At 60.9% G+C, this 21,578-nt stretch carries 24 protein-coding genes; 13 read left to right on the top strand and 11 right to left on the bottom strand.

What is annotated here, in order from left to right:
* Positions 1-91: 91 nt before the first annotated feature.
* The 4 genes from HX786_RS10910 (at position 92) to cfaB (ending at position 3,303) form a co-directional block, all read left to right on the top strand.
* The gene (locus HX786_RS10910; RefSeq protein WP_003213503.1) at positions 92-343 is read left to right on the top strand and encodes a hypothetical protein; all 252 of its coding nucleotides are present in this window, start codon (positions 92-94) and stop codon (positions 341-343) included.
* Positions 344-409: 66 nt separating this feature from the next.
* The gene (locus tag HX786_RS10905) at positions 410-1,255 is read left to right on the top strand and encodes a DUF692 domain-containing protein (protein ID WP_178912042.1); all 846 of its coding nucleotides are present in this window, start codon (positions 410-412) and stop codon (positions 1,253-1,255) included.
* The gene (locus HX786_RS10900) at positions 1,246-2,031 is read left to right on the top strand and encodes a DNA-binding domain-containing protein (RefSeq protein WP_178912041.1); all 786 of its coding nucleotides are present in this window, start codon (positions 1,246-1,248) and stop codon (positions 2,029-2,031) included. The genes HX786_RS10905 and HX786_RS10900 overlap by 10 nt, the downstream gene beginning before the upstream one ends.
* A gap of 87 nt (positions 2,032-2,118) precedes the next feature.
* A complete protein-coding gene (gene cfaB, locus HX786_RS10895) occupies positions 2,119-3,303 on the top strand; it encodes a C17 cyclopropane fatty acid synthase CfaB (RefSeq protein WP_177022405.1) in 1,185 nt (394 codons plus the stop codon).
* A gap of 129 nt (positions 3,304-3,432) precedes the next feature.
* Here cfaB and cls read toward each other — a convergent pair whose 3' ends face one another.
* On the bottom strand, positions 3,433-4,872 hold the full coding sequence (cls, locus tag HX786_RS10890; RefSeq protein WP_003213496.1) for a cardiolipin synthase: 1,440 nt from the start codon (positions 4,870-4,872) through the stop codon (positions 3,433-3,435).
* 130 nt (positions 4,873-5,002) lie between these two features.
* On the opposite strand from cls, the gene HX786_RS10885 reads away from it, so the two are divergent.
* A complete protein-coding gene (locus tag HX786_RS10885; RefSeq protein WP_003213494.1) occupies positions 5,003-5,524 on the top strand; it encodes a DUF3617 domain-containing protein in 522 nt (173 codons plus the stop codon).
* A gap of 142 nt (positions 5,525-5,666) precedes the next feature.
* Here the strand turns inward: HX786_RS10885 and HX786_RS10880 are convergent, their stop codons facing one another.
* The 7 genes from HX786_RS10880 to folE2 are packed head-to-tail and all read right to left on the bottom strand — an operon-like array spanning position 5,667 to position 11,309.
* Positions 5,667-7,004, bottom strand: a complete 1,338-nt coding sequence (locus tag HX786_RS10880; RefSeq protein WP_008439513.1) for a dihydroorotase — start codon at positions 7,002-7,004, stop codon at positions 5,667-5,669.
* A 2-nt stretch (positions 7,005-7,006) separates the two neighbouring features.
* Positions 7,007-7,567 carry a DapH/DapD/GlmU-related protein gene (locus HX786_RS10875; RefSeq protein WP_087694587.1) on the bottom strand — a complete coding sequence of 187 codons (561 nt, stop codon included), beginning with the start codon at positions 7,565-7,567 and terminating at the stop codon, positions 7,007-7,009.
* Complete coding sequence (hisI, locus tag HX786_RS10870; protein ID WP_003213487.1) at positions 7,564-7,989, bottom strand: phosphoribosyl-AMP cyclohydrolase; 426 nt, start codon at positions 7,987-7,989, stop codon at positions 7,564-7,566. The genes HX786_RS10875 and hisI overlap by 4 nt, the downstream gene beginning before the upstream one ends.
* Positions 7,986-8,870, bottom strand: a complete 885-nt coding sequence (locus tag HX786_RS10865; protein WP_003213485.1) for a metal ABC transporter substrate-binding protein — start codon at positions 8,868-8,870, stop codon at positions 7,986-7,988. Before HX786_RS10865 ends, hisI begins: the two co-directional genes overlap by 4 nt.
* An 11-nt stretch (positions 8,871-8,881) precedes the next feature.
* A complete protein-coding gene (locus HX786_RS10860; RefSeq protein WP_134327559.1) occupies positions 8,882-9,748 on the bottom strand; it encodes a metal ABC transporter permease in 867 nt (288 codons plus the stop codon).
* On the bottom strand, positions 9,748-10,416 hold the full coding sequence (locus HX786_RS10855) for a metal ABC transporter ATP-binding protein (protein ID WP_008439505.1): 669 nt from the start codon (positions 10,414-10,416) through the stop codon (positions 9,748-9,750). The genes HX786_RS10860 and HX786_RS10855 overlap by 1 nt, the downstream gene beginning before the upstream one ends.
* Positions 10,413-11,309, bottom strand: coding sequence for a GTP cyclohydrolase FolE2 (gene folE2, locus HX786_RS10850; protein WP_134327557.1), 897 nt, complete (start codon positions 11,307-11,309; stop codon positions 10,413-10,415). The genes HX786_RS10855 and folE2 overlap by 4 nt, the downstream gene beginning before the upstream one ends.
* Before the next feature lie 128 nt (positions 11,310-11,437).
* Here folE2 and HX786_RS10845 point away from each other — a divergent pair, with 128 nt between their 5' ends.
* Complete coding sequence (locus HX786_RS10845; protein ID WP_003213478.1) at positions 11,438-12,661, top strand: N-acetylmuramoyl-L-alanine amidase; 1,224 nt, start codon at positions 11,438-11,440, stop codon at positions 12,659-12,661.
* Here the strand turns inward: HX786_RS10845 and HX786_RS10840 are convergent.
* Positions 12,658-13,026 (bottom strand): hypothetical protein, encoded by a 369-nt coding sequence (locus HX786_RS10840; RefSeq protein WP_003213476.1) that lies wholly within the window; start codon positions 13,024-13,026, stop codon positions 12,658-12,660. The two genes, HX786_RS10845 and HX786_RS10840, sit on opposite strands and share 4 nt — an antisense overlap.
* 127 nt (positions 13,027-13,153) lie before the next feature.
* Here HX786_RS10840 and dksA point away from each other — a divergent pair, with 127 nt between their 5' ends.
* From dksA to HX786_RS10820, 4 genes are read left to right on the top strand one after another with little or no spacing between them, the layout of a single operon-like run.
* Positions 13,154-13,558, top strand: a complete 405-nt coding sequence (gene dksA, locus HX786_RS10835) for an RNA polymerase-binding protein DksA (RefSeq protein ID WP_008439502.1) — start codon at positions 13,154-13,156, stop codon at positions 13,556-13,558.
* Positions 13,559-13,585: 27 nt separating this feature from the next.
* Positions 13,586-14,791, top strand: coding sequence for a zinc metallochaperone GTPase ZigA (gene zigA, locus HX786_RS10830; RefSeq protein ID WP_087694589.1), 1,206 nt, complete (start codon positions 13,586-13,588; stop codon positions 14,789-14,791).
* Entirely contained in the window at positions 14,791-15,435 is a 645-nt protein-coding gene (locus HX786_RS10825; protein WP_178912040.1) for a DUF1826 domain-containing protein, read from the top strand. Before zigA ends, HX786_RS10825 begins: the two co-directional genes overlap by 1 nt.
* Before the next feature lie 45 nt (positions 15,436-15,480).
* Entirely contained in the window at positions 15,481-16,443 is a 963-nt protein-coding gene (locus tag HX786_RS10820) for a GTP-binding protein (protein WP_178902845.1), read from the top strand.
* Here HX786_RS10820 and HX786_RS10815 read toward each other — a convergent pair.
* A complete protein-coding gene (locus tag HX786_RS10815) occupies positions 16,437-16,835 on the bottom strand; it encodes a DUF3301 domain-containing protein (RefSeq protein WP_003213466.1) in 399 nt (132 codons plus the stop codon). The two genes, HX786_RS10820 and HX786_RS10815, sit on opposite strands and share 7 nt — an antisense overlap.
* A gap of 117 nt (positions 16,836-16,952) precedes the next feature.
* Here HX786_RS10815 and pdxY point away from each other — a divergent pair, with 117 nt between their 5' ends.
* Together pdxY and HX786_RS10805 are read left to right on the top strand one after the other, a co-directional pair.
* Positions 16,953-17,825 (top strand): pyridoxal kinase PdxY, encoded by an 873-nt coding sequence (pdxY, locus tag HX786_RS10810; RefSeq protein ID WP_003213465.1) that lies wholly within the window; start codon positions 16,953-16,955, stop codon positions 17,823-17,825.
* An 81-nt stretch (positions 17,826-17,906) separates the two neighbouring features.
* Positions 17,907-18,953: a hypothetical protein gene (locus HX786_RS10805; protein WP_087694592.1), complete on the top strand. Its 1,047-nt coding sequence runs from the start codon at positions 17,907-17,909 to the stop codon at positions 18,951-18,953.
* A 27-nt stretch (positions 18,954-18,980) separates the two neighbouring features.
* On the opposite strand, the gene HX786_RS10800 is transcribed toward HX786_RS10805, so the two are convergent.
* Positions 18,981-19,466 (bottom strand): acyl-CoA thioesterase, encoded by a 486-nt coding sequence (locus HX786_RS10800; RefSeq protein ID WP_003213461.1) that lies wholly within the window; start codon positions 19,464-19,466, stop codon positions 18,981-18,983.
* A 295-nt stretch (positions 19,467-19,761) separates the two neighbouring features.
* Here HX786_RS10800 and HX786_RS10795 point away from each other — a divergent pair, with 295 nt between their 5' ends.
* Complete coding sequence (locus HX786_RS10795) at positions 19,762-21,525, top strand: cation:proton antiporter (protein WP_003213459.1); 1,764 nt, start codon at positions 19,762-19,764, stop codon at positions 21,523-21,525.
* The last annotated feature ends 53 nt before the right edge of the window (positions 21,526-21,578 follow it).

Here is a 21,578-nt window from a genome sequence, read left to right as displayed (position 1 = left end):
GTAACGCCATGGGGGGACCTCACTCTAGTGCTATGTCGAGACTGAACAATCCGTTCAGACCGGCTCCACTACCGATCATGAGGAATACACAATGAACATCAAATCCGCTGCTGCTGGTGCCGCCCTCGCTATCGCCGCTGCTGGCATGTTTGCCGGTGTTGCCACCCAGGTACAGGCAGCAGACGCCCAGGTCCATTGCTATGGCGTCAACGCCTGCAAAGGCCAGAACGACTGCAAAACCAAAGACCACGCCTGCAAAGGCATGGGTTCTTGCAAAGGCCAGGGCTTCCTGTCGATGAGCAAGGCGATGTGCGACCAGAAAGGCGGCAAAGTCGGCGAGTAACCGACAACCGAGTGCAACCGCAGCGGGCCCCCCGCCGCTGCGGACACTTTCCCCAGGAGTGTTTTTATGTCCGCTTCCCTTCCGAGTCTGGGTTACGGCCTGGGTTTACGCAGCGAGTACTACCAGCAGATCCTTGAACAATCGCCGGCCGTGGATTGGTTCGAAGTGATCTCCGAGAATTATCTGGTGCAGGGCGGCAAGGCCTTGTACTACCTGGATGCGATAGCCGAGCGTTATCCCCTGGTGATGCATGGCGTGTCCCTGTCTATCGGCGGGCCCCATGCCCTCGATACCGATTACCTGAAACAACTCAAGCAGCTCTCCGAGCGCATCCGGCCGGCGTGGATTTCCGATCACCTGTGCTGGAGCCGTGGCAACGCGCACCAGTTGCATGACTTGCTGCCGCTGCCCTACACCGAAGAAAGCCTGTACCACGTCGCCGCTCGCGTGCGGCAGGTGCAGGATGTGTTGCAGCGTCCGTTCGTGCTGGAAAACGTCTCCAGCTACGTGCGTTCCAAGGCGGATGAGTTTACCGAGTGGGAATTTCTCAACGCCCTGACCCATCTCACCGGCTGCCAGTTGCTGCTGGACGTGAATAACGTCTACGTCAGCTCGCGCAATCACGGCTTCGACGCCTGGGAATTTATCCGCAACCTGCCGCCCGAAAGCATCCGCCAACTGCACCTGGCCGGGCATATGGATTACGGCGACTACGTGATCGACACCCATGACCATCCGGTATGCGATCCGGTGTGGGCGCTGTACCAGCGGACCCTGGAGCACCTTGGGCCAGTCTCGACCTTGCTCGAACGCGATGACCATTTCCCGCCTGTCCAGGAGCTGCTCGACGAGTTGAACAAGGCCCGTGAACTGGGCGCGAGCGCGCTGGACAGGAGAGCGTTATGCGCCTGATCGATTGGCAATTGGCCTTTGAGCGGCATTTGCTGGCCGAGTCTTCCACTGCCAGCAACAGCTTCAGCGCCACCTTGATCGGCGGCCCGACCCTGGATGTCGAGACGGGCCTGGCGATTTACCACAACGCCTATCACGCCCGATTGCAGGAGGTGCTGCGCGATGACTTCAGCGCCGTCTGGTATTGGCTGGGGGACGAGGAGTTTGCAGCGTTGGGTTCGGCCTATATATGCCGTTATCCCTCGGCCCATTACAGCCTGCGCTGGTTTGGCGAGCGGTTCCCCGGGTTTATCGTTGAACATTATGGCGAGCAAGGTTTGGCGCCTGCCGAGCTGGCGCGGCTCGAATGGGCATTCACCCTGGCCTTTGATGCACCGCAGGGCGAGCCGTTGACCCTGCAAGACATGGCAACGCTGCCGCCCGAAGACTGGCCAGGGTTGCAGGTGCAGTTCGTGCCCTCGGTGCAGCAGGTGCTGTGTGATTTCAACAGCCTGGGCATCTGGCGTGCGAGCAAGGGCGAGTGGGACTTTCCCGGCAGCGAAGCCCTGCCATTGGCGCAGGTGTGCCTGGTCTGGCGCCATCAGAATGTCTGCCAATACCGCAGCGTTGAACCTGCGCAAGCCTGCGCGCTGACAGGCATGGTCGCCAACGGTTGGAGTTTTTCCGAACTGTGTGCCGAGTTGGCAGTCACTTACCAGGAGGGCGCGCCATTGCAAGCGGTTACCTGGCTGAAACAGTGGGTCCAGGAGGGTTTGCTCCAGCGGCGGGCACCATAGAAAAGCGCTATTGTTTCGATAGCCTGCTAATTTTTCCGTGGATGGTCTACCCTCATTTCAGACGTCTGAAACAAGGGGGGACTACTCATGCTCGCGCAACTTCCACCGGCCTTACAGAATCTCAAGCTACCGCTGCGTCTTCGACTCTGGGACGGCCATGAATTCAACCTGGGCCCGGATCCCAGCGTCACCATTGTGGTCAAGGACCCCATGATGGTTTCAAAGCTCAGCCATCCGACGCTCGATTCACTGGGCGAAGCTTTCGTCGAGGGCAAACTGGAGCTGGAAGGCTCCATTTCCGAAGTGATCAGGGTCGTTGACGAGTTGAGTCATGCCCTGGTTGATGACGACGAGGGGAGTCGTCCGGTGCGCTCGATCCACGACAAGGCCACCGACGCAGCTGCTATTTCCTACCATTACGACCTGTCCAACGAGTTCTACCAGCTGTGGCTGGACCGCGACATGGCCTATTCCTGCGGGTATTTCGAAACCGGCAGCGAATCCCTTGATCAAGCCCAACAAGACAAATTCCGCCACCTGTGCCGCAAATTGCGGCTGCAGCCGGGGGAGTATTTGCTCGACGTGGGCTGCGGTTGGGGTGGGCTGGCGCGGTATGCCGCGCGGGAATTCGGGGTCAAGGTGTTTGGTATCACCCTGAGCAAGGAACAGCTGGCGCTGGCCCGGGAGCGGGTGAAGGCCGAAGGCCTGGAAGACCAGGTAGAGCTGACGCTGCTCGACTACCGCGACTTGCCCCAGGATGGCCGGTTCGACAAGGTGGTGAGCGTGGGGATGTTTGAACACGTTGGCCACGCCAACCTGGCTGAGTACTGCAAGATTCTCTACGGCGCGGTGCGTGAGGGCGGCCTGGTGATGAACCACGGGATTACCGCCAAGCACATTGATGGCCGGCCCGTAGGCCGTGGCGCCGGGGATTTTATCGAGCGTTATGTGTTCCCCAACGGCGAGTTGCCGCATCTGTCGATGATGACCGCCGAGATCAGCGACGTGGGCCTGGAAGTCGTCGACGTCGAAAGCCTGCGCCTGCATTACGCGCGCACGCTGGATCACTGGAGCGAGCGCCTCGAAGACAACCTGGAAGCGGCAGGCAAGATGGTGCCGGAACAAGCCTTGCGCATTTGGCGCCTGTACCTGGCCGGCTGTGCGTATGCGTTTGCCCGGGGCTGGATCAACCTGCATCAGATTCTGGCGGTGAAACCCCATGCCGATGGTAGCCATGAGCTGCCGTGGACGCGGGATGACCTGTACCAGTAAGCAATGTTACCGGTGATCTGAATGTGGGAGCGGGCTTGCTCGCGAAGGCGTTGTATCAGAAACACATTCAGTGACTGACACTCCGCTTTCGCGAGCAAGCCCGCTCCCACATTGGATTCGGTGCAAGCCTTACAAAATTGGAGAAATCAGCCGCGCGATCCGCATGCCCAGTTGTTGCAGGCGGTGGGTCTGGCGGTTTTCTTCCTGGCTGATTTCATGGGCCAGGGCGAAGTCTTCCAGCAGCATGTGCTCCACCTGGCTGGCGAAAGTGTCATCTACCGTCAGCAACATCACTTCGAAATTCAGCCGGAACGAGCGGTTATCCAGGTTCGCACTGCCGATGGCGCTGATTTCACGGTCGACCAACACCACTTTCTGATGCAGGAACCCTGGCGTATAGCGAAATACCCGCACCCCGGCGCGCACGGCTTCGATCGCATACAGGCTGGAAGCGGCGTAGACGATGCGGTGATCCGGCCGTGACGGCAGCAGCAGGCGCACGTCGACACCGCGCAATACCGCCAACCTCAAAGCCGCAAACACCGCCTCATCGGGAATGAAATACGGGCTGGTGATCCACACCCGCTCGGTCGCCGCATGAATGGCCTCGACGAAAAACAGCGAGCAGGTTTCGTAGGGATCCGCCGGGCCGCTGGCCAGCAACTGGCAGAGTACGCCGTCGTCCGGGTAGGTATCCGGCAGCAGCAACGGCGGCAGCTCACGCGAGGCCCAGAACCAGTCCTCGGCAAACGACTCCTGCAAGCACGCTACTACCGGGCCGCTGACTTGCACATGGGTGTCACGCCATGGCGCCAGCGGCGGTTTCTTGCCCAGGTACTCATCGCCGACGTTATGCCCGCCGACGAACCCGGTAATGCCATCCACCACCACGATCTTGCGGTGGTTGCGGAAGTTGACCTGGAAGCGATTGAGCCAGCCGCTGCGTGTGGCGAAGGCCTTGACCTGCACCCCGGCGTCTCGTAGCGACTGCACATAACGATGGGGCAGGGCATGGCTGCCGATACGGTCGTACAGCACGAAAATGGCTACGCCTTCGGCGGCTTTTTCCTTGAGCAAGGTGTGCAGTTGGCGGCCAAGTTCGTCGTCATGAATGATGAAGAACTGGAACAGCACGGCGGTCTTTGCCGAGCGAATCGCCTCGAAAATCGCGCTGAACGTAGCCTCGCCATTGATCAGCAAACGCACCTGATTATTCGCCAGGCACGGCATGCGCCCCAGCTTGGGCATGGCCCGTAGCGAAGCGTAGGCCTGGGAGTTGCGCGCGGCCAATGCCTCTTCAACCCATGGGCGCCAGTTCAGCTCGGTGATCGCCTTGTGCATTTCCTGGTTGGCCTGGCGCCGCGCCTGAATGTAGGCGTCGAAAGTGCTCCGGCCAAAGATCAGGTAGGGAATCAGCGTCAGGTAGGGGATGAACATCAGCGACAATGCCCAGGCAATCGAGCCTTGGGCGGTCCTGACGGTCAGCACCGCATGGATGGCGGCGAGGGTGCCCAGAAAATGCAGGGTGGCAATGAAATAGGCGAGCAGGTGCGGGCCAAAGAAATCCATGGACAACGGTACTCCTGACGAACAAGTGCCTAACAGACCATGTTCGGCCACGAATGTCGCTATTTTATTTGCTGTGCAACACTGGCGCTTTTGCGGCGTCTAACGCCGACAATTGCCCAGGAGTTACCCGATGAATGCTCGTCTGCTTGGTTTGGCCATGGTTGTTGGTTTGACGCTGCCTGTGGCGGCGCAAGCGCAGATGTTGGCGCCGGGCTTGTGGGAGTTGACCACCAGCAACATGAAGGTCGATAACCAGGACCTGCCGGACTTGTCGCTGATCCTCGGTCAGCTCAAGCAACAGATGACCCCGGAACAACGCGCGATGCTTGAGAAGCAAGGCATCACCATGGCCGGCAAAGGCGTACAGGTGTGCCTGACCCCGGCCCAGGTGGCGTCCGATTCCATCCCGCTGACCGACCCGCAATCGGGTTGCAAGCAGGAAGTGACGGACAAGACCGGCAACCAATGGAAATTCCGTTTCAGCTGCCCGAAAGCCCAGGGCACTGGCGTGGCGACGTTCCAGAGCCAGCAGGAATTCACCACTACGGTTAACGGTACCTTCAACGCCACCGGCGTACAGCAGAAGGGCAGCCTGGACACCCACGCGCAGTGGTTGGGCAGCAACTGCGGTACGGTCAAACCCCGCGCTTAACCTAAGACATACCCCGATCAAAATGTGGGAGCGGGCTTGCTCGCGAATGCGGTGAATCAGTCACAGGTGTATTGGCTGACCCACCGCATTCGCGAGCAAGCCCGCTCCCACATTTGATTGGATTGCCAGGTACAGAGTCTCTTCAACGCTGGAAATGCAGCGGCAACCCCTGGCAACTGTCGTGCACGCGCCCGTCGTGCCAGGCCAGGTGGCCGGACACAAGCGTGGTGCTGACGCTGTGCCGGAAGCTGCGCCCCGCAAAGGGCGTCCAGCCGCAACGGGCCAGGATCGGCTGGCTGCTGACGGGTTTGCCGTGAGGCTCGGGTTGGATCAGCACCAGGTCGGCCCAATAGCCTTCGCGCAGGTAGCCACGGTCGGGGATCGCAAACAGGTCCGCGACCCGATGGCTGGTTTTCGCCACCAGCGTGGTCAGCGGCAGCAGGCCGTCGGCGACCAATTCCAGCAGCGCCGGCAGGGCGTGTTGCACCAGCGGCAAGCCTGACGGCGCTTCGCGGTACGGCAGCTGTTTTTGCGCCCAGGTGTGCGGCGCATGGTCACTGCCAATTACATCCAGACGATCACTCAACAATGCCAGGCGCAGGGCGTTGCGGTCGGCGCGTGTCTTGATCGCCGGGTTGCATTTGATCTGGTGGCCGAGGCGGGCGTAGTCGCGGTCATCGAACAAGAGGTGATGCAGGCAGACCTCCGCCGTGATGCGTTTTTGCGCCAGGGGTTTATCTTCGAACAGCACCAATTCCCGGGCGCTGGTGATGTGCAACACATGCAGGCGCGTGCCGTGCCGCTTGGCCAGTTCCACCGCCAGGGACGAGGAGCGATAGCAGGCCTCGGCATCGCGGATCAGCGGGTGTGCCACGGCAGGAATGTGCTCACCGAAACGCTCGCGCATCCTTTGCTCGCGGGCCAGGATGCTGGGGGTGTGCTCGCAGTGGGCCAGGAGAATGGTCGGCACCTCGGCGAACAGACGCTCGAGGATCTTCGGATCATCCACCAGCATATTGCCGGTAGACGCACCCATGAACACTTTGACCCCGGCGACTTCCCGCGGGTCCAGCGCGGCGACGGTGTCGAGGTTGTCGTTACTCACTCCGAAGTGAAAACCATAGTTGGCCACCGAATGCAGCGCCGCGCGGCGCTTTTTGTCGGCCAGGGCATCCAGGTTCAGGGTCGCCGGGTTGGTGTTGGGCATGTCCATGAAACTGGTGATGCCACCGGCCACCGCCGCACGGGACTCGCTGTAGAAGCTGCCTTTGTCCGGCGCGCCGGGCTCTCGGAAGTGCACCTGGTCGTCGATCATTCCCGGCAGCAGCCACTGGCCTTGGGCGTCGATTTCCACGGTGGCGTTGGCGTTGTCGATGCTGCCGGCGATCTTCTCGATACGGCCATTGGCGACCAGCAGGTCAGCCTCGAATTCCTCGCCTTCGTTCACCAGGCGGGCGTTGCGGATCAGCAGGCGGCTCATGGTCAGAACTCGTTTTGCAGGGCTTTGTAACCCAGTACCAGGTCGACGTTGGTGCGTGCCACGTCTTCGGAAAACTCCGAAGCGCTGACACTCACCGGCGGGAACTGGGACAGGTCGGTGTTGGGGCCGATGCGGGTGGTGGAGGGCACGTAGAACGCGTCGGGCAAATCGCGGCCGTCGACTACAGAGTTGTGCCGCACCACGCAGCCATCGCCGACGACGCAATTGAACAGCACGCTGTTGAAGCCGATGAACACACGGTCACCAACGGTGCAGGGCCCGTGGACGATGGAGCGGTGGGCGATGGAGGTGAACTCGCCGATGGTTACGGCGGCGCCGGATTTGGAGTGGATCACCACGCCGTCCTGGATATTCGAATTGGCACCGATGGTGATCGGGTCCATGTCACCGTTGGCGTCGACTTCGTCGGCGCGGATCACCGCGTAAGGGCCGACAAATACGTTTTCGCCGATGATCACCTTGCCGCAGATGATTGCGGTTTTGTCGACGTAGGCCGATTCGGCAATCACGGGCAGATCGCCGGAAGGGTTCTTGCGGATCATGGGTCAGGTTCCTTGAGAGGCGCGGTGATGATGTTTACGTGATGGCCGTCGATGGCGTTGTAGAAGCAGGTGGGCCGGCCGGTGTGGCAGGCCGGGCCTTGCTGGTCGACGATCAGCAATACCGCGTCGCCGTCGCAATCCAGGCGGGCCTCCACCAGCAGTTGCCAGTGGCCCGAGGTTTCGCCCTTGCGCCACAGTTGCTGGCGCGAGCGGGACCAGTAGCAGACGTGCCTGGTGGCCAGGGTTTCGTCGAGGGCCTGGCGGTTCATCCAGGCCAGCATCAACACTTCGCCGCTGCCGTGTTGCTGGGCGATGGCGGCGATCAGGCCATCGCTGTTCCACGGCAGGGCGTCGAGCACGCTATCGAGTGGAAAGCGGCTGCCGATGGCAGCCTCTTCCAGGTCAAGCATGCTCAGGCTCATGGCTTGCTCAGGGCCGCGCACAGGGTGTTGAGGTTGTATTCGAACAGGCCGGTAAAGGTGCTGGCCGGACCTTCTGCAGCCAGGGCGTCCGAGTACAGCGTGCCGCCGATCTGCGCGCCGCTCTCATCAGCAATCTGCTGGAGCAGACGCGAGTCCTTGATGTTTTCCATGAACACGGCCTTGACCTTGTCCTTGCGGATCTGGGTGATCAGCGTGGCGACTTCGGCGGCCGACGGTTCACGTTCGGTGGACAGGCCTTGAGGCGACAGGAACTCGATACCGTAGGCCTGGCCCAGGTAGCCGAAGGCGTCATGAGAGGTGACGATGCGACGGTTACCCGGTGGCAGCGCGCCGAACTTGGCCTTGGCTTCAGCCAGCAGGCGGTAGATTTCTTTCAGGTACACCTGGCTGTTGTGCTCGTAGTCGGCCTTGTTGGCCGGGTCGGCAGCGATCAGCGCCTTGGTGATGTTGTTCACGTAGATAACGGTGTTGGCCAGGTTGTGCCAGGCGTGCGGGTCGGGGATGGTTTCGCCGTCTTCTTCCATGGTGTGGGAGAGCACGCCTTTACTCGCAGTGACCACAGTGGCCTTGGTCTCGGTGCTGGTGACCAGGCGATCCAGCCACGGCTCGAAGCCCAGGCCGTTCTTGATGATCACCTTGGCCTTGAGCAGGGCCTTGGCATCGTCCGGTGTTGGTTCGTAGGTGTGGGCGTCGGCGTCGGGGCCGACCATGTTGCTGATCTGGATATGATCGCCACCGACCTGGTGGGTCATGTCGTCAAGAATACTGAAGCTGGTAACCACCTGAAGCTTGTCGGCAGCCTGGGCCGTCGCGAACGACAGCGGCAGCAACACACTGAACAGCACGAGTAGAGCGCGCATCGGGAAACACCTCATTGGGATGTAAGCAAAGGCGGGCGGCGCAGCAAGCCGTGCACCGGACCGAAGACCACGGACAGCAGGTACCAGCCGCCAGCCACCAGCACAATTGCCGGGCCGCTGGGCAGCGAGTAGTAGAACGACAGCAACAAGCCAAGCCAGACCGACAGGCATCCCAGCACCGCTGATATGGCGATCAACACCGGCAGGCGCCGGCTCCAGAAACGTGAAGCAATCGCCGGCAACATCATCAGGCCGACCACCATCAACGCGCCGATGGCCTGGAAACCGATCACCAGGTTCAGCACCACCAGCGTCAGGAACAGGCCGTGGGCCAGCGGGCCGAGGCGGCTGACGGTTTGCAGGAACAGCGGGTCGAGGGTGTCCAGCAGCAGCGGTTTGTAGATCACCACCATGGCGACCAGGCTGAAGCCCGAGACCCACAGCATGCCGGTGAGGGTCGGGCCGTCTACCGCCAGGGCCGAGCCGAACAGCAGGTGCAGCAGGTCCAGGCGTTTTCCGGCGAGGCCGAGGATCAGCACGCCGCTGGCCAGGGAGATCGGGTAGATGGCGGCGAGGCTGGCGTCTTCCTTCAGCCCGGTGCGACGGGTAATCCAGGCGGCGAGGCCGGCCATGCTCAGGCCGGCGCCCAGGCCGCCGATGGTCAGCGCGGGCAAACTCAGGCCGGCAAACCAGAAGCCCAGTGCGGCGCCGGGCAGGATGCCGTGGGACACCGCGTCACCGATCAGGCTCATGCGGCGCAGGATCAGGAACACCCCGAGCGGCGCGGTGCTGCATGCCAATACCAGACCGCCGACGAGCGCGCGGCGCATGAAAACGAAATCGAGAAACGGCATCCACAGGTGGGCGGCGAAGTGCATCAGGCCACCTGCATTTGCGGCTGCGGGCGGATCAGTTCTTTGCTGGAGCCGAACACGCAGCCACTGCTTTTGATCTGCACCACTTGCTGGGTGTGTTGGCGTACGGAGCCGAGGTCATGGCACACCACGACCACCGTGCGGCCTGCGTCGTGCCAGGCGTGGATGTGTTTCCAGCACAGCGCCTGGCCGTCTTCGTCGAGGGCGGCGTGGGGTTCGTCCAGCAGCAATATCGGCGACTCGGCCAGGCTCATGCGGGCGAGCAGGGCGCGTTGCAGTTCGCCGCCCGACAAGGCCATCAACGGCCGATGCTCCAGGCCGCTGAGGCACCAGTCTTCGAGCACGGCGCTCAGGCGTTCGGTACGTTGTTGCGGGGTTTGCCTGCTGCCCCAAAAACCGGCGGCCACCAATTCTTCAAGGCTGATAGGAAACTGGCGGTCGAGGTTCTGTTGCTGGGGCAAAAACGACAGGCCACCTCGGCGTGGAACATCGATCGTCACTTTCCCCGCCAGTGGCTTCTGCAATCCGGCGATAACTTTCAGCAGGCTGCTTTTGCCGGTGCCGTTGGCGCCGATGATGCCGGTAAGGCTGCCTTTTTCCAGGGTGAAATCCACGGCGGGGGTCAGTGGTTGGCCGGGGGCGCCCCAGCGCAAAGCGGTGCAGGTGATCATTCGGAAGGTCTCGTCCAGCGGCTTTCGGCCACGGCATCGTGCGCGTGAAGGCTTTCGGCGTGGATCACTCTCAAGTGGAAGGCATTGACCGCATCCGAGCGTTTCAAGGCGAGGTTCAGGCGGCGGGCGGCGTCTTCGCAGAACATCAGGTTCTGCCCGTTGGCCAGGGCGAAGGCTTGTTCGTCTGCACGCTTTACGGCGGTTTGCACGGCAGTGCCGAGGGCGGCTTCGGTTTCGTCGATCAACTGGGTCAGCGGCAGTGTTGGCTGATCGCCTTGAAGCCGGACCTGCAACAGCGCGCTGCTGCGCTGGCTGTGGGGCGTGGCGACGATGCCGTTTGCGCTGCCGAGCCAGGTCAGTACGTCTTCGTGCTGCAGCGGTGTGCCGGCAAAGTCCTCGATAAATTGCTGCTGAATCAATTGCCTGGCGAGGGCAGCGGAGCAAGGGCAGGTTGAAGAGTAAGTAACGTCAATTTTTAGTTCCACGTGGAACATCTGGTTTTCCAGGCGCGCCTCGATGCTCACCGGATAGCTTTTCCAGCCGGCCAACGGGCTGACCAGCGCCGGACGTTTCAGCAACAGACCTGCATGAATTCGCAGGTAGGCATTTGTGGATAAACCTTCATGACTGTCGAGAAAACGTTGCAATACACTGCGCAGCAGTGCTGGCGAAAGCGGTTGCTGTTCAAGCATTTCCAGCGCCAGGTAAAGCCTAGACATATGAATGCCACGGGCCTCGCCGTCGTCCAGGCTGACGCCGGCATCAGCCGTGGCGCTAAGGCTTTGGCCGTCGATCAGAATGGGCAGGGCAATGCCGCACATGCCCACCCAATCGAGCGGCAAGGCTTGGCGTGAAGCCTGCGCGGCGATATCGGGCAGAGTCAGCGCGTTCATGAGCAGGTCCATCGTTGGAAATAAAAAGACATGTTATATTATTACAATTGAAACGACGAAAGTTTTTCTGTTCTGTCTTTTATTCAGTCATGTCGAGTACGGAAGCTCCTTTATTTGCGGTGTAAGTCATGCACAGACGTCAACTCCTCAACCTGCTGCTGGCCAGTGCGGTGTTCACCTTGCCCTTGGGCGTGTCTGCCGCGCAGATCCGCAATGCACGGCTGTGGCGGTCGGATAACAAGCTGCGGCTGGTGCTGGACCTCAGCGGCCCGGTGCAATACAAGACCTTCACCCTGACCGCGCCGGAGCGGTTGATCATCGATTTGAGCGGCGCGAAGCTGACCGGTGATTTCAGCCAACTGGCCCTGACCAACAGCGGCATTACCTCGATTCGCTCGGGGCATTTCGGGCAGGGCGATACGCGGATCGTGCTGGATTTGAAGGCGCCGATGCAGCTCAACAGCTTTCTCCTGCCGCCACAGGATGGCCAGGGCCACCGCCTCGTGCTGGACCTGACCAGTGCCACTCATGCACCTATGCAAATCGCTGCGGCACCGGCCGCGTTGGCTGCACCCGTGCCGGCGCCGGTGGACAGGGCTCATCCGAAACGCGACATCATCGTGGTGGTCGACCCTGGGCACGGCGGCAAGGATCCCGGCGCGATTGGCTCAAAGGGCCAGCGCGAAAAAGACGTGGTGCTGTCCATCGCCCAGTTGCTGGCCAAGCGTCTGAAGCGCGAGAAGGGCTTCGATGTGAAGCTGGTGCGCAACGACGACTTCTTCGTGCCGCTGCGTAAACGTGTGGACATCGCCCGTCAGCACAAAGCCGACATGTTTATCTCGGTACACGCCGATGCCGCGCCACGGCTTACGGCGTCCGGCGCCTCTGTCTATGCGCTGTCTGAAGGCGGCGCCACCTCCGCCACCGCACGGTTCATGGCGCAGCGGGAAAACGGCGCCGACCTCTTGGGCGCCACCACCTTGCTCAATCTCAAGGACAAGGACCCGATGCTCGCCGGGGTGATTCTCGACATGTCGATGAACGCCACCATCGCCTCCAGCCTGCAACTGGGCAGCTCGGTACTGGGCAGCCTGCAAAGCATCACCACGCTGCATCAAAAACGCGTGGAACAGGCCGGCTTTGCGGTGCTCAAGTCGCCGGACGTGCCGTCGATCCTGGTGGAAACCGGGTTTATCTCCAACACCCAGGACGCCCAGCGACTGGTCACCGCGCGCCATCAACAGGCGGTGGCAGACGGTTTATTTGAAGGGTTGAAAAATTACTTCCAGAAGAACCCGCCGATGAACAGCTACATGGCCTGGGTTCAGGAACAGAAAACCGGCCAGGTCTAACAGCCGGTGATTCGACTACAGGTGAACTTGGCGCTGGCACCACCGGAACTGGAAAACCGGTTGAGGGTGGTCCAGCCCACTCGCCGCGTGTAGCCCACCCACGCCTCACCATCGGAAGCCAACCCGGTAAAGAACGTCAGTTGCCCGTAGCGGCTGCTGGTCTGTGCCCAATAGCGTTTTCCGATCACTTCAAAGCCCCGCAAATACGTAGTGCTGCCTGCCGTCGCGACGCTGTAGGCATTGCCCTGGGCGTCGACGCACGCCAGCAGGTTGGCGCTGCGGGTGCAGTTGGCCAGCAGGCTGGGCACCTGGGCGTTGGCCAGGCTCGCCAGCATCAGCAACACAGCACACAGCAGGTATTTCATAGAGGCTCTCGGGGCGTTATTCGGCTGCCAGCATTGCGCCCTTCGTCGTCACGAGCAAGGGGGATTGGCTTATTTGTATTGTTATACTATAACATTAAAAAACAGCCTGACCCGTGAACCACCTCCGATGACCGAACAAGACCTTCTCGACCAACCCTGCGCCGACTACATGAATGAAGCCCAGCAAGGTTTCTTCCGCGAGCTGCTGCTGGCCCAGCGCAACGAGCTGCAAGCGCGTATCGACGCTGAATTCATGGTGCTGCGCGAACAGGAGCCCAACAGCGATCCCGCCGATGTCGGCAGCGCAGAAGAACAGCGCCAATGGCAACTGCGCCTGCTGGAGCGCGAAAAAAAGCTGTTGGACAAGATCGACGAAGCCCTGGAACGCCTGGCCCGCGGTGAATACGGCTGGTGCCGTGAAACCTGCGAACCCATCGGCCTCAAGCGCCTGCTGCTGCGCCCCACGGCCACCCTGTGTATCGAAGCCAAAGAACGTGAAGAGCTGCGCGAACGCCATCAACGGGCGATTTGACCGGCCAACCCTGATGAGGAATACCTGATGCCCAATCGTCTCCCCGTTACTGTGCTGTCCGGATTTCTCGGCGCCGGCAAAAGCACGCTGCTCAACTACGTCCTGCGCAACCGCGAAAACCTGCGGGTGGCGGTGATCGTCAACGACATGAGCGAAATCAACATCGATGGCAGTGAGGTCCAGCGCGACGTCACCCTCAATCGCGCCGAAGAAAAACTGGTGGAGATGAGCAACGGCTGCATCTGCTGCACCTTGCGCGAAGACTTGCTGGAAGAAGTCGGAAAGCTCGCCAAGGAAGGTCGGTTCGATTACCTGTTGATCGAGTCCACCGGTATCTCCGAGCCGCTGCCAGTGGCCGAAACCTTCACCTTCCGCGATGAAGAAGGCCAAAGCCTGGCGGACATTGCCCGGCTCGACACCATGGTCACCGTGGTCGACGGCATGAACTTCCTGCTCGACTACCAGGCTGCCGAAAGCCTGGCGTCCCGGGGCGAAACCCTCGGTGAAGAGGACGAGCGCTCGATCACCGACCTGCTGATCGAGCAGATCGAATTTGCGGATGTGATCCTCATCAGCAAGATCGACCTGATCAGCAGCAGTGAGCGCGAGGAGTTGATGGCGATCCTGGAGCGCTTGAACTCCCAGGCTGAAATCATCCCGATGGTCATGGGCGAAGTGCCGTTGGCGAAGATCCTCAACACCGGCCGTTTCGACTTCGAGCGTGCTTCCCAGGCGCCGGGCTGGTTGCAGGAACTGCGTGGCGAACACCTGCCGGAAACCGAAGAGTACGGCATCGCCTCCACCGCCTATCGCGCCCGCCGCCCGTTCCACCCGCAGCGGTTTTTCGACTTTATCGACCGGCCTTGGGTGAATGGAAAACTGCTGCGCTCCAAGGGCTTTTTCTGGCTGGCCAGCAAACACCAGGACGCCGGTAGCTGGTCCCAGGCTGGCGGCCTGATGCGCCATGGGTTTGCCGGGCGCTGGTGGCGTTTCGTGCCGAAAACCCAGTGGCCCCAGGACGAGGAAGGCATCGCCGCAATCATGAAAAACTGGCAACTGAGCACCGGCGATTGCCGGCAGGAGCTGGTGTTTATCGGCCAGAACATCGACTTCGCCCAGATGACCGCCGAGCTGGACGCTTGTTTGCTGACCGACGATGAAATGGCCACGGGTGTCGAAGGCTGGCGCTTGTTGGCCGATCCCTTTGGCCCTTGGTTCGAAGAGGCTGCCTGATGCTGGCACCGACCCTGAAACTGCGCCCGGTGGTTCGCCAGACCCACGGCGAAACCCCGGCCGTGCTCACCGATATCCTTGAGGACGGCGTGAACCTGGCGGTGTGGCAGCGTCAGTTGCCCCTGCACATCGCCGAGTTCGGCGCGTTACTGGTGGCACTCAATGAGCCATTGGCCGAGTCGCTGGTGGTTGAACTGAACAGCGAAGACACCGAGCCAAACCTGCAGGAATTTGCATCAGGTTGCCGTGATCTTGAAGGCTACGAAGGCTTTATCGCCGATGTGTCGTGGCTGGTCAGCGCCTTTGCCTGTTTGCTGGGAGCCAAGCGTATCGGCGTGCGTTTGCGGCTATTGGACAAGGCCATGTGCCCGCGTTTTCATGTGGATCATGTGCCGGTGCGGCTGATCACGACCTACGCCGGCATCGGCAGCCAGTGGTTGCGCGAGGGGGTTATGGAGCGGCGACACCTGAGCCAGGCGAGTGCTGAGCCGGAAGAACGCATTGAGCAAATCCACTGCGGCGAAGTGGCGTTGCTCAAGGGCGAAAAATGGCACGGCAACGAAGGCTTTGGCCTGATCCACCGCTCGCCGCCGCTACAAGCGGATCAACGACGGTTGATTCTGACGCTGGATTGGTTGGCGTAACCGGGTAGGATCGAACCTCTCTACACGGTCTGAATGATGTCCACCATGCTGCAGAACATTCCCACCCACGTGATTGCCGGGCCCCTGGGTGCCGGCAAGACCAGCTTGATCAAGCACCTGCTGGCCCAGCGCCCGGCCAACGAGCGTTGGGCGGTGTTGATCAATGAGTTCGGGCAGATTGGCCTGGATGCCGCGTTGCTCACCCGTGATGACGACGGGATTGCCCTTGGTGAAGTGGCGGGTGGCTGCCTGTGTTGCGTCAATGGTGCGCCGTTCCAGGTAGGGCTGGGGCGTTTGTTGCGTAAGGCAAAGCCCGATCGGCTGTTTATCGAGCCGTCCGGGCTTGGGCACCCGGCTCAATTGCTCAAGCAACTGCGGGAAGCGCCCTGGCAGCAGGTACTGGCGGTGCAGCCGTGCGTACTCGTACTGGACGCCCAGGCGTTGGCGGCGGGCAAACCTTTACCCAATGCCCAACGGGAGGCATTAGCCAGCGCCGGGCTGTTGGTATTGAACAAGAATGAAGCCTTAAGTGATGCGCAGCGCCTGTTGATTCAAGGGCAACTGCCCGACCGGCCGATCTATTGGACGCAGCAGGCGCAACTGCCCTTGGCCCGGTTACCGGGTGTGAATGCTCAAGCGGCAGCGGCTGTGGATAACTTCGAGTTGCCCAAAGGCCTGGGGCAAATGCCGGCCATCTGGACGGATCCGGCATCGCCGATCTGCCTCAGCCAGGGCCAGGAGGATGGCTGGAGCATTGGCTGGCGCTGGCATCCGAGTCAGCGATTCGACGCGCGGCGCATTCAGCAATGGCTGCAATCGTTGGACTGGCGACGGGCAAAACTGGTTATCCACAGCCTGGATGGCTGGGTATCGGCCAACGCTGTGGATAACGCCGCATTGGCCTGGCAGCCCAGCGAATGGCGGCGGGATTCGCGTATCGAATTGATCTTCAGCGAAGTGCAGGACGTTGCGCAGTTACAGGGTGGGTTAACCGCTTGCCGTCAGTGACGGGTCTTGCTGTTGCCATGCTCCTGGCGCCACTGGCTTAGCTCAATGATCTCGGCGCTGGGCAATGGCGTCTTGATCTCGAACGGGTAGGGCGCCAACTCGATTTGTGCACTGTGGGCGCCGAATTGGGTGATGGTCCCCGGGTGCCGCGTTTCGCCGGTCACGGTGAATTCGAAGTTGTAGATCCGTGCCAGGCGCCGCCGCCCGCTGGCATCTTTCACAAAACCGATGCGCTTCAACGCCACGGCGCCATCGAGCAGCTCGATGTCGAGCTTGGCGCAGTGCTGCTTGACCCGTTCCAGCGCCCGCTCGCGCAGGCCGTGGTTGTGCCACAGCCAGGCGGCACCGGTCGCCAGCAGCATCAGCACGAAGATATTTCCGAGGGTCAGCATTCGATGAACTCCAACAAAGTAGGGCCAGCTTAACTGCGTCTCCGGTCTGTCGTACAGGCCGCGTTTAGTCGCATACTGCGCAGCCAGAATATCAACGGCTTTACGGAAATCCTCTGCATGAAACGTACGCCCCATCTGCTTGCGATCCAGTCTCATGTGGTCTTCGGCCACGCCGGAAACAGCGCCGCCGTGTTCCCCATGCAACGGGTCGGGGTGAACGTGTGGCCGCTCAATACGGTGCAGTTCTCCAACCACACTCAGTATGGTCAGTGGGCGGGAGAAGTGTTGGCGCCGCAGCAAATTCCTGCGCTGGTGGAAGGCATCGCGGCGATTGGCGAGCTGGGCAACTGTGATGCAGTGCTGTCGGGCTACCTGGGCAGTGCGGCCCAGGGCCGGGCGATCCTCACCGGCGTGGCGCGGATCAAGGCGATCAACCCCAAGGCTCTTTACCTGTGTGACCCGGTGATGGGGCATCCGGAAAAAGGCTGCATCGTGCCCCAGGAGGTCAGCGACTTCCTGCTGGAGGAAGCGGCGGCGATGGCCGACTTCCTGTGCCCCAACCAGCTGGAGCTGGACAGCTTTGCCGGGCGCAAGCCGCAGTCGCTGTTCGATTGCCTGGGGATGGCCCGTGCGTTACTGGCCCGCGGGCCGAAAGCGGTGTTGGTCAAGCACCTGGATTATCCCGGCAAGCTGCCGGACGGCTTCGAAATGCTGTTGGTGACGGCTGAAGGCAGCTGGCACCTGCGTCGGCCACTGCTGGCATTCCCGCGTCAGCCGGTGGGCGTGGGCGACCTGACGTCGGGCCTGTTCCTGGCGCGGGTGTTGTTGGGCGATAGCCTGGTGGCGGCCTTTGAGTTCACTGCTGCAGCGGTGCATGAAGTACTGCTGGAAACCCAGGCGTGCGCCAGCTATGAGCTGGAACTGGTGCGCGCCCAGGACCGGATTGCCCATCCGCGAGTTCGCTTCGAGGCAACCCCAATCGGGCTGTAGGACTATTCCTGATTGAGCGACGCAAAGGGCGTCCGTTACTACCGGCCGTCTTTTTGCCCTCTGCGTTCATCAAGGAAGATCATGTCGTTATCCCTGCTCCATTCGCCACGGGCATTTATCGCATTGGCCCTGGTTACGCTGCTCAGTGGTTGCAGCGTCCACGGTACCTATCCTGACGCAGCCGAGCCCGATGCGGCGAAGCTGCGGTTCATCTCCAACACCACCAACAGCACCCTTTTTGTCTATGACGCACAGCACTGCATGGGTGAGACCACAGGCATTCTCAACAACATGTTCCTGGTGGACACCAAGCGGCGGGTAGACATGCTTGTGCCGCCACCGCCCACGGCTCGTGGGCTGCTGGAGATCAAGCTGGCGCCCGGAAAGGACACTATGTTGATGATCAACACCAACGGCAGCTCCTATGTCTGTGGCAAAGCGTTCAATCTAACGCCCAAGGCGGGTGAAGAGTACGAAGTGACCTTCGAATTGCAGGGCCGCCAATGCAGCACGCTGCTCCAGCGTCTTACGCGATTGGACGGCAAGGACGTGCGGATCCCGCAGCCGCTGTTCGAGACCGGCATGCCGTCTTGCGAGGGCAAAGGTCCGATATTCGGCAAGTTGTTACCGGATACTCCGCAGCGAATGGTGTTGATTGATCGCATTCTTGACGAGCGTGCGCAGTCGATCACGGCCATCGTGTCAGAGAATAAAGTCGACCGAATGCAAACCTCGCCTCAAGAGCTTGATGAGTTGATCAGCAAGCGCAAGGCGTTGATGGGCTCGTATACCTTGCCGCCGGATTATTGGAACCAGTTTCGGCAGAACTACGAACTGTCGAATCAAGAGTCTGCCGGTCGTCTGGCCCGGGCTCTGGGGTTTTACACTGAGGTGTACCGCCAGCGCCTGCGGGGAACTGAGGATGCCGTCCTGGAGCAATGGATGCAGCCTACGGACAGTGCGATCAAATCGCGCGTAGCGGAGAACGACAAGCTTATGGTGCAGTACTACGTGAATACCCGAAAGAGCGTGACGATGGAGGTGGTCAATCACCATATGGAGCGCATGGCCCAGTTGGACCAGCGCTTTGATGTGTGTGCGCACTTTGACAAGTGCTCGCGTTACTAAGCGGTCATCCAGAAACCTGGCGGGCTCTTACGGGCCGTCTGCCTTGATTTCCTGATAGCGCTTTTCCAGCTCCTGGCGAATCTGCCGGCGCTGTTGAGCCTGCACAAACCGGCGCTTGTCTTCGCTGTTCTGCGGTTGCAGCGGCGGCACGGCGGCCGGTTTGCGCTGGTCATCCACCGCGACCATCGTGAAGAAGCAGCTATTGGTGTGGCGTACCGAACGCTCACGGATGTTCTCGGTGACCACCTTGATCCCCACTTCCATCGACGTGTTGCCGGTGTAGTTGACCGAGGCCAGGAAGGTCACCAGCTCGCCGACATGGATCGGCTCGCGAAAAATCACCTGGTCTACCGACAACGTCACCACATAGCGCCCGGCATAACGGCTGGCGCAGGCGTAGGCCACTTCGTCGAGGTACTTGAGCAGCGTGCCGCCGTGCACATTGCCAGAGAAGTTGGCCATGTCAGGGGTCATCAATACTGTCATCGACAGCTGGGCGTTTCCGGGTTCCATAGCACACTCACGGGTTGTAGGCATTGGGTGGGGAGGCACCTCTGCGGGTGCTGGAATCTTTGCAGAGCCATTCATAACGGGACGCTGGGCCCCGGCTTGCCGTCACGCCTGGGGCGATCTGTTTCCATATATTGCACCGGCTTTCTGCCGCAAGTCGCGGTGTTACCCTTCAAAAGCCCGTCTCAAAGGCAATTCTTACGATCAAGGCAGACTTTTCTTTCCGTTCATTGCGACCTTTCGGGGTGCATGCGTGGAAATGGGAAAAGCGCCAGTACCCCTCAAGGAGCCCCTCGCCATGCACGCCATCAGCTTTATCCAGGACCTGGCCGTGATCATGCTGGTGGCCGGGGTGGTGACGATCCTGTTCCATCGGCTCAAGCAGCCGGTGGTGTTGGGGTATATCGTCGCCGGCTTCATCATCGGCCCGCACACCCCACCGTTTGGCCTGATCCACGACGAAGACACGATCAAGACCCTGGCCGAGCTTGGGGTGATCTTCCTGATGTTCTGCCTGGGCCTTGAGTTCAGCCTGCGCAAGCTGTTCAAGGTTGGCGCCACCGCCTTTATCGCGGCGTTCCTCGAAATCATCCTGATGATCTGGATCGGCTACGAAATCGGCCGCTGGTTCGACTGGAACACCATGGACTCGCTGTTCCTGGGCGCGATCCTGGCGATTTCCTCGACCACCATCATCGTCAAGGCGCTCAATGACCTGAAGATGAAAAACCAGCGCTTTGCCCAGCTGATTTTCGGGGTGCTGATCGTCGAAGACATCCTCGGCATCGGCATCATCGCCTTGCTGTCGAGCATTGCCGTCAGCGGCACGGTCAGCTCCGGCGAGGTGTTCTCCACCGTCGGCAAGCTCTCGCTGTTCATGATTGTCGCACTGGTGATCGGGATTTTGCTGGTGCCACGCCTGCTGGAGTACGTGGCCAAATTCGAAAGCAACGAGATGCTGCTGATCACCGTGCTGGGCCTGTGCTTCGGTTTCTGCCTGTTGGTGGTCAAGCTGGAATACAGCATGGTGCTGGGGGCATTCCTGATCGGCGCGATCATGGCTGAATCCCGGCAATTGCTGAAGATTGAGCGCCTGATCGAACCGGTTCGCGACATGTTCAGCGCGATCTTCTTTGTCGCCATTGGCTTGATGATCGACCCGCAGATCCTCCTGCAATACGCCTGGCCGATTGCGGTGATTACCGTGGCCGTGGTGCTGGGCAAGATGTTGTCCTGTGGGTTGGGGGCGTTCATTGCGGGTAACGATGGCCGCACTTCATTGCGAGTGGGGATGGGGCTGTCACAGATCGGCGAATTTTCATTCATCATCGCCGCGCTGGGCATGACATTGCAGGTCACCAGCGACTTCCTGTATCCGGTGGCGGTGGCTGTTTCTGCGATTACCACACTGCTCACACCCTATCTGATCCGTGGCGCAGACCCGCTGTCGCTGAAGATTGCCGCAGTGATGCCCAAGCGCATGAGCCGGGTGTTCGGGATGTATGGCGAGTGGCTGCGCAGCATTCAGCCCCAGGGCGAGGGTGCGATGCTGGCGTCGATGATCCGCAAGATCATTCTGCAGGTGGGGGTGAACCTGGCGCTGGTGGTGGCAATCTTCTTTGCCGGCAGCTTTTTCGCGGCGCGTATCGGCAGCTACCTGGAAGGCTGGGTCAGCGATCCGAGCTGGCAGAAGGCATTGATCTGGGGTGGGGCGTTGCTGCTGTCGCTGCCGTTTTTGATTGCGGCGTACCGCAAGCTCAAGGCGCTGTCGATGCTGCTGGCGGAGATGAGCGTGAAGCCGGAAATGGCCGGGCGCCACACTCAGCGCGTGCGCCGGGTGATCGCCGAAGTGATCCCGATTCTTTCGCTGCTGGTGATTTTCCTGCTATTGGCAGCCTTGTCGGCCAGTATCCTGCCGACCAACAAGTTGCTGGTGCTGATCGCCGTGGTGACGGCCGCAGTGGCCGCCGTGCTGTGGCGCTGGTTCATCCGCGTGCATACGCGGATGCAGGTCGCCTTGCTGGAGACCCTGGATAACCATAAGGATACGCCGGAGCACTGAGTGGGTCGCGCTGGGCTGCTTCGCAGCCCAGCGCGAGCAAGCTCGCTCGCCAC

The organism is Pseudomonas sp. 21615526 (genome assembly GCF_013386245.1).
GTDB lineage: Bacteria > Pseudomonadota > Gammaproteobacteria > Pseudomonadales > Pseudomonadaceae > Aquipseudomonas.
The sequence above is the reverse complement of the archived record's forward strand: the minus strand, read 5'-3'. Positions and strand labels throughout refer to the sequence as shown.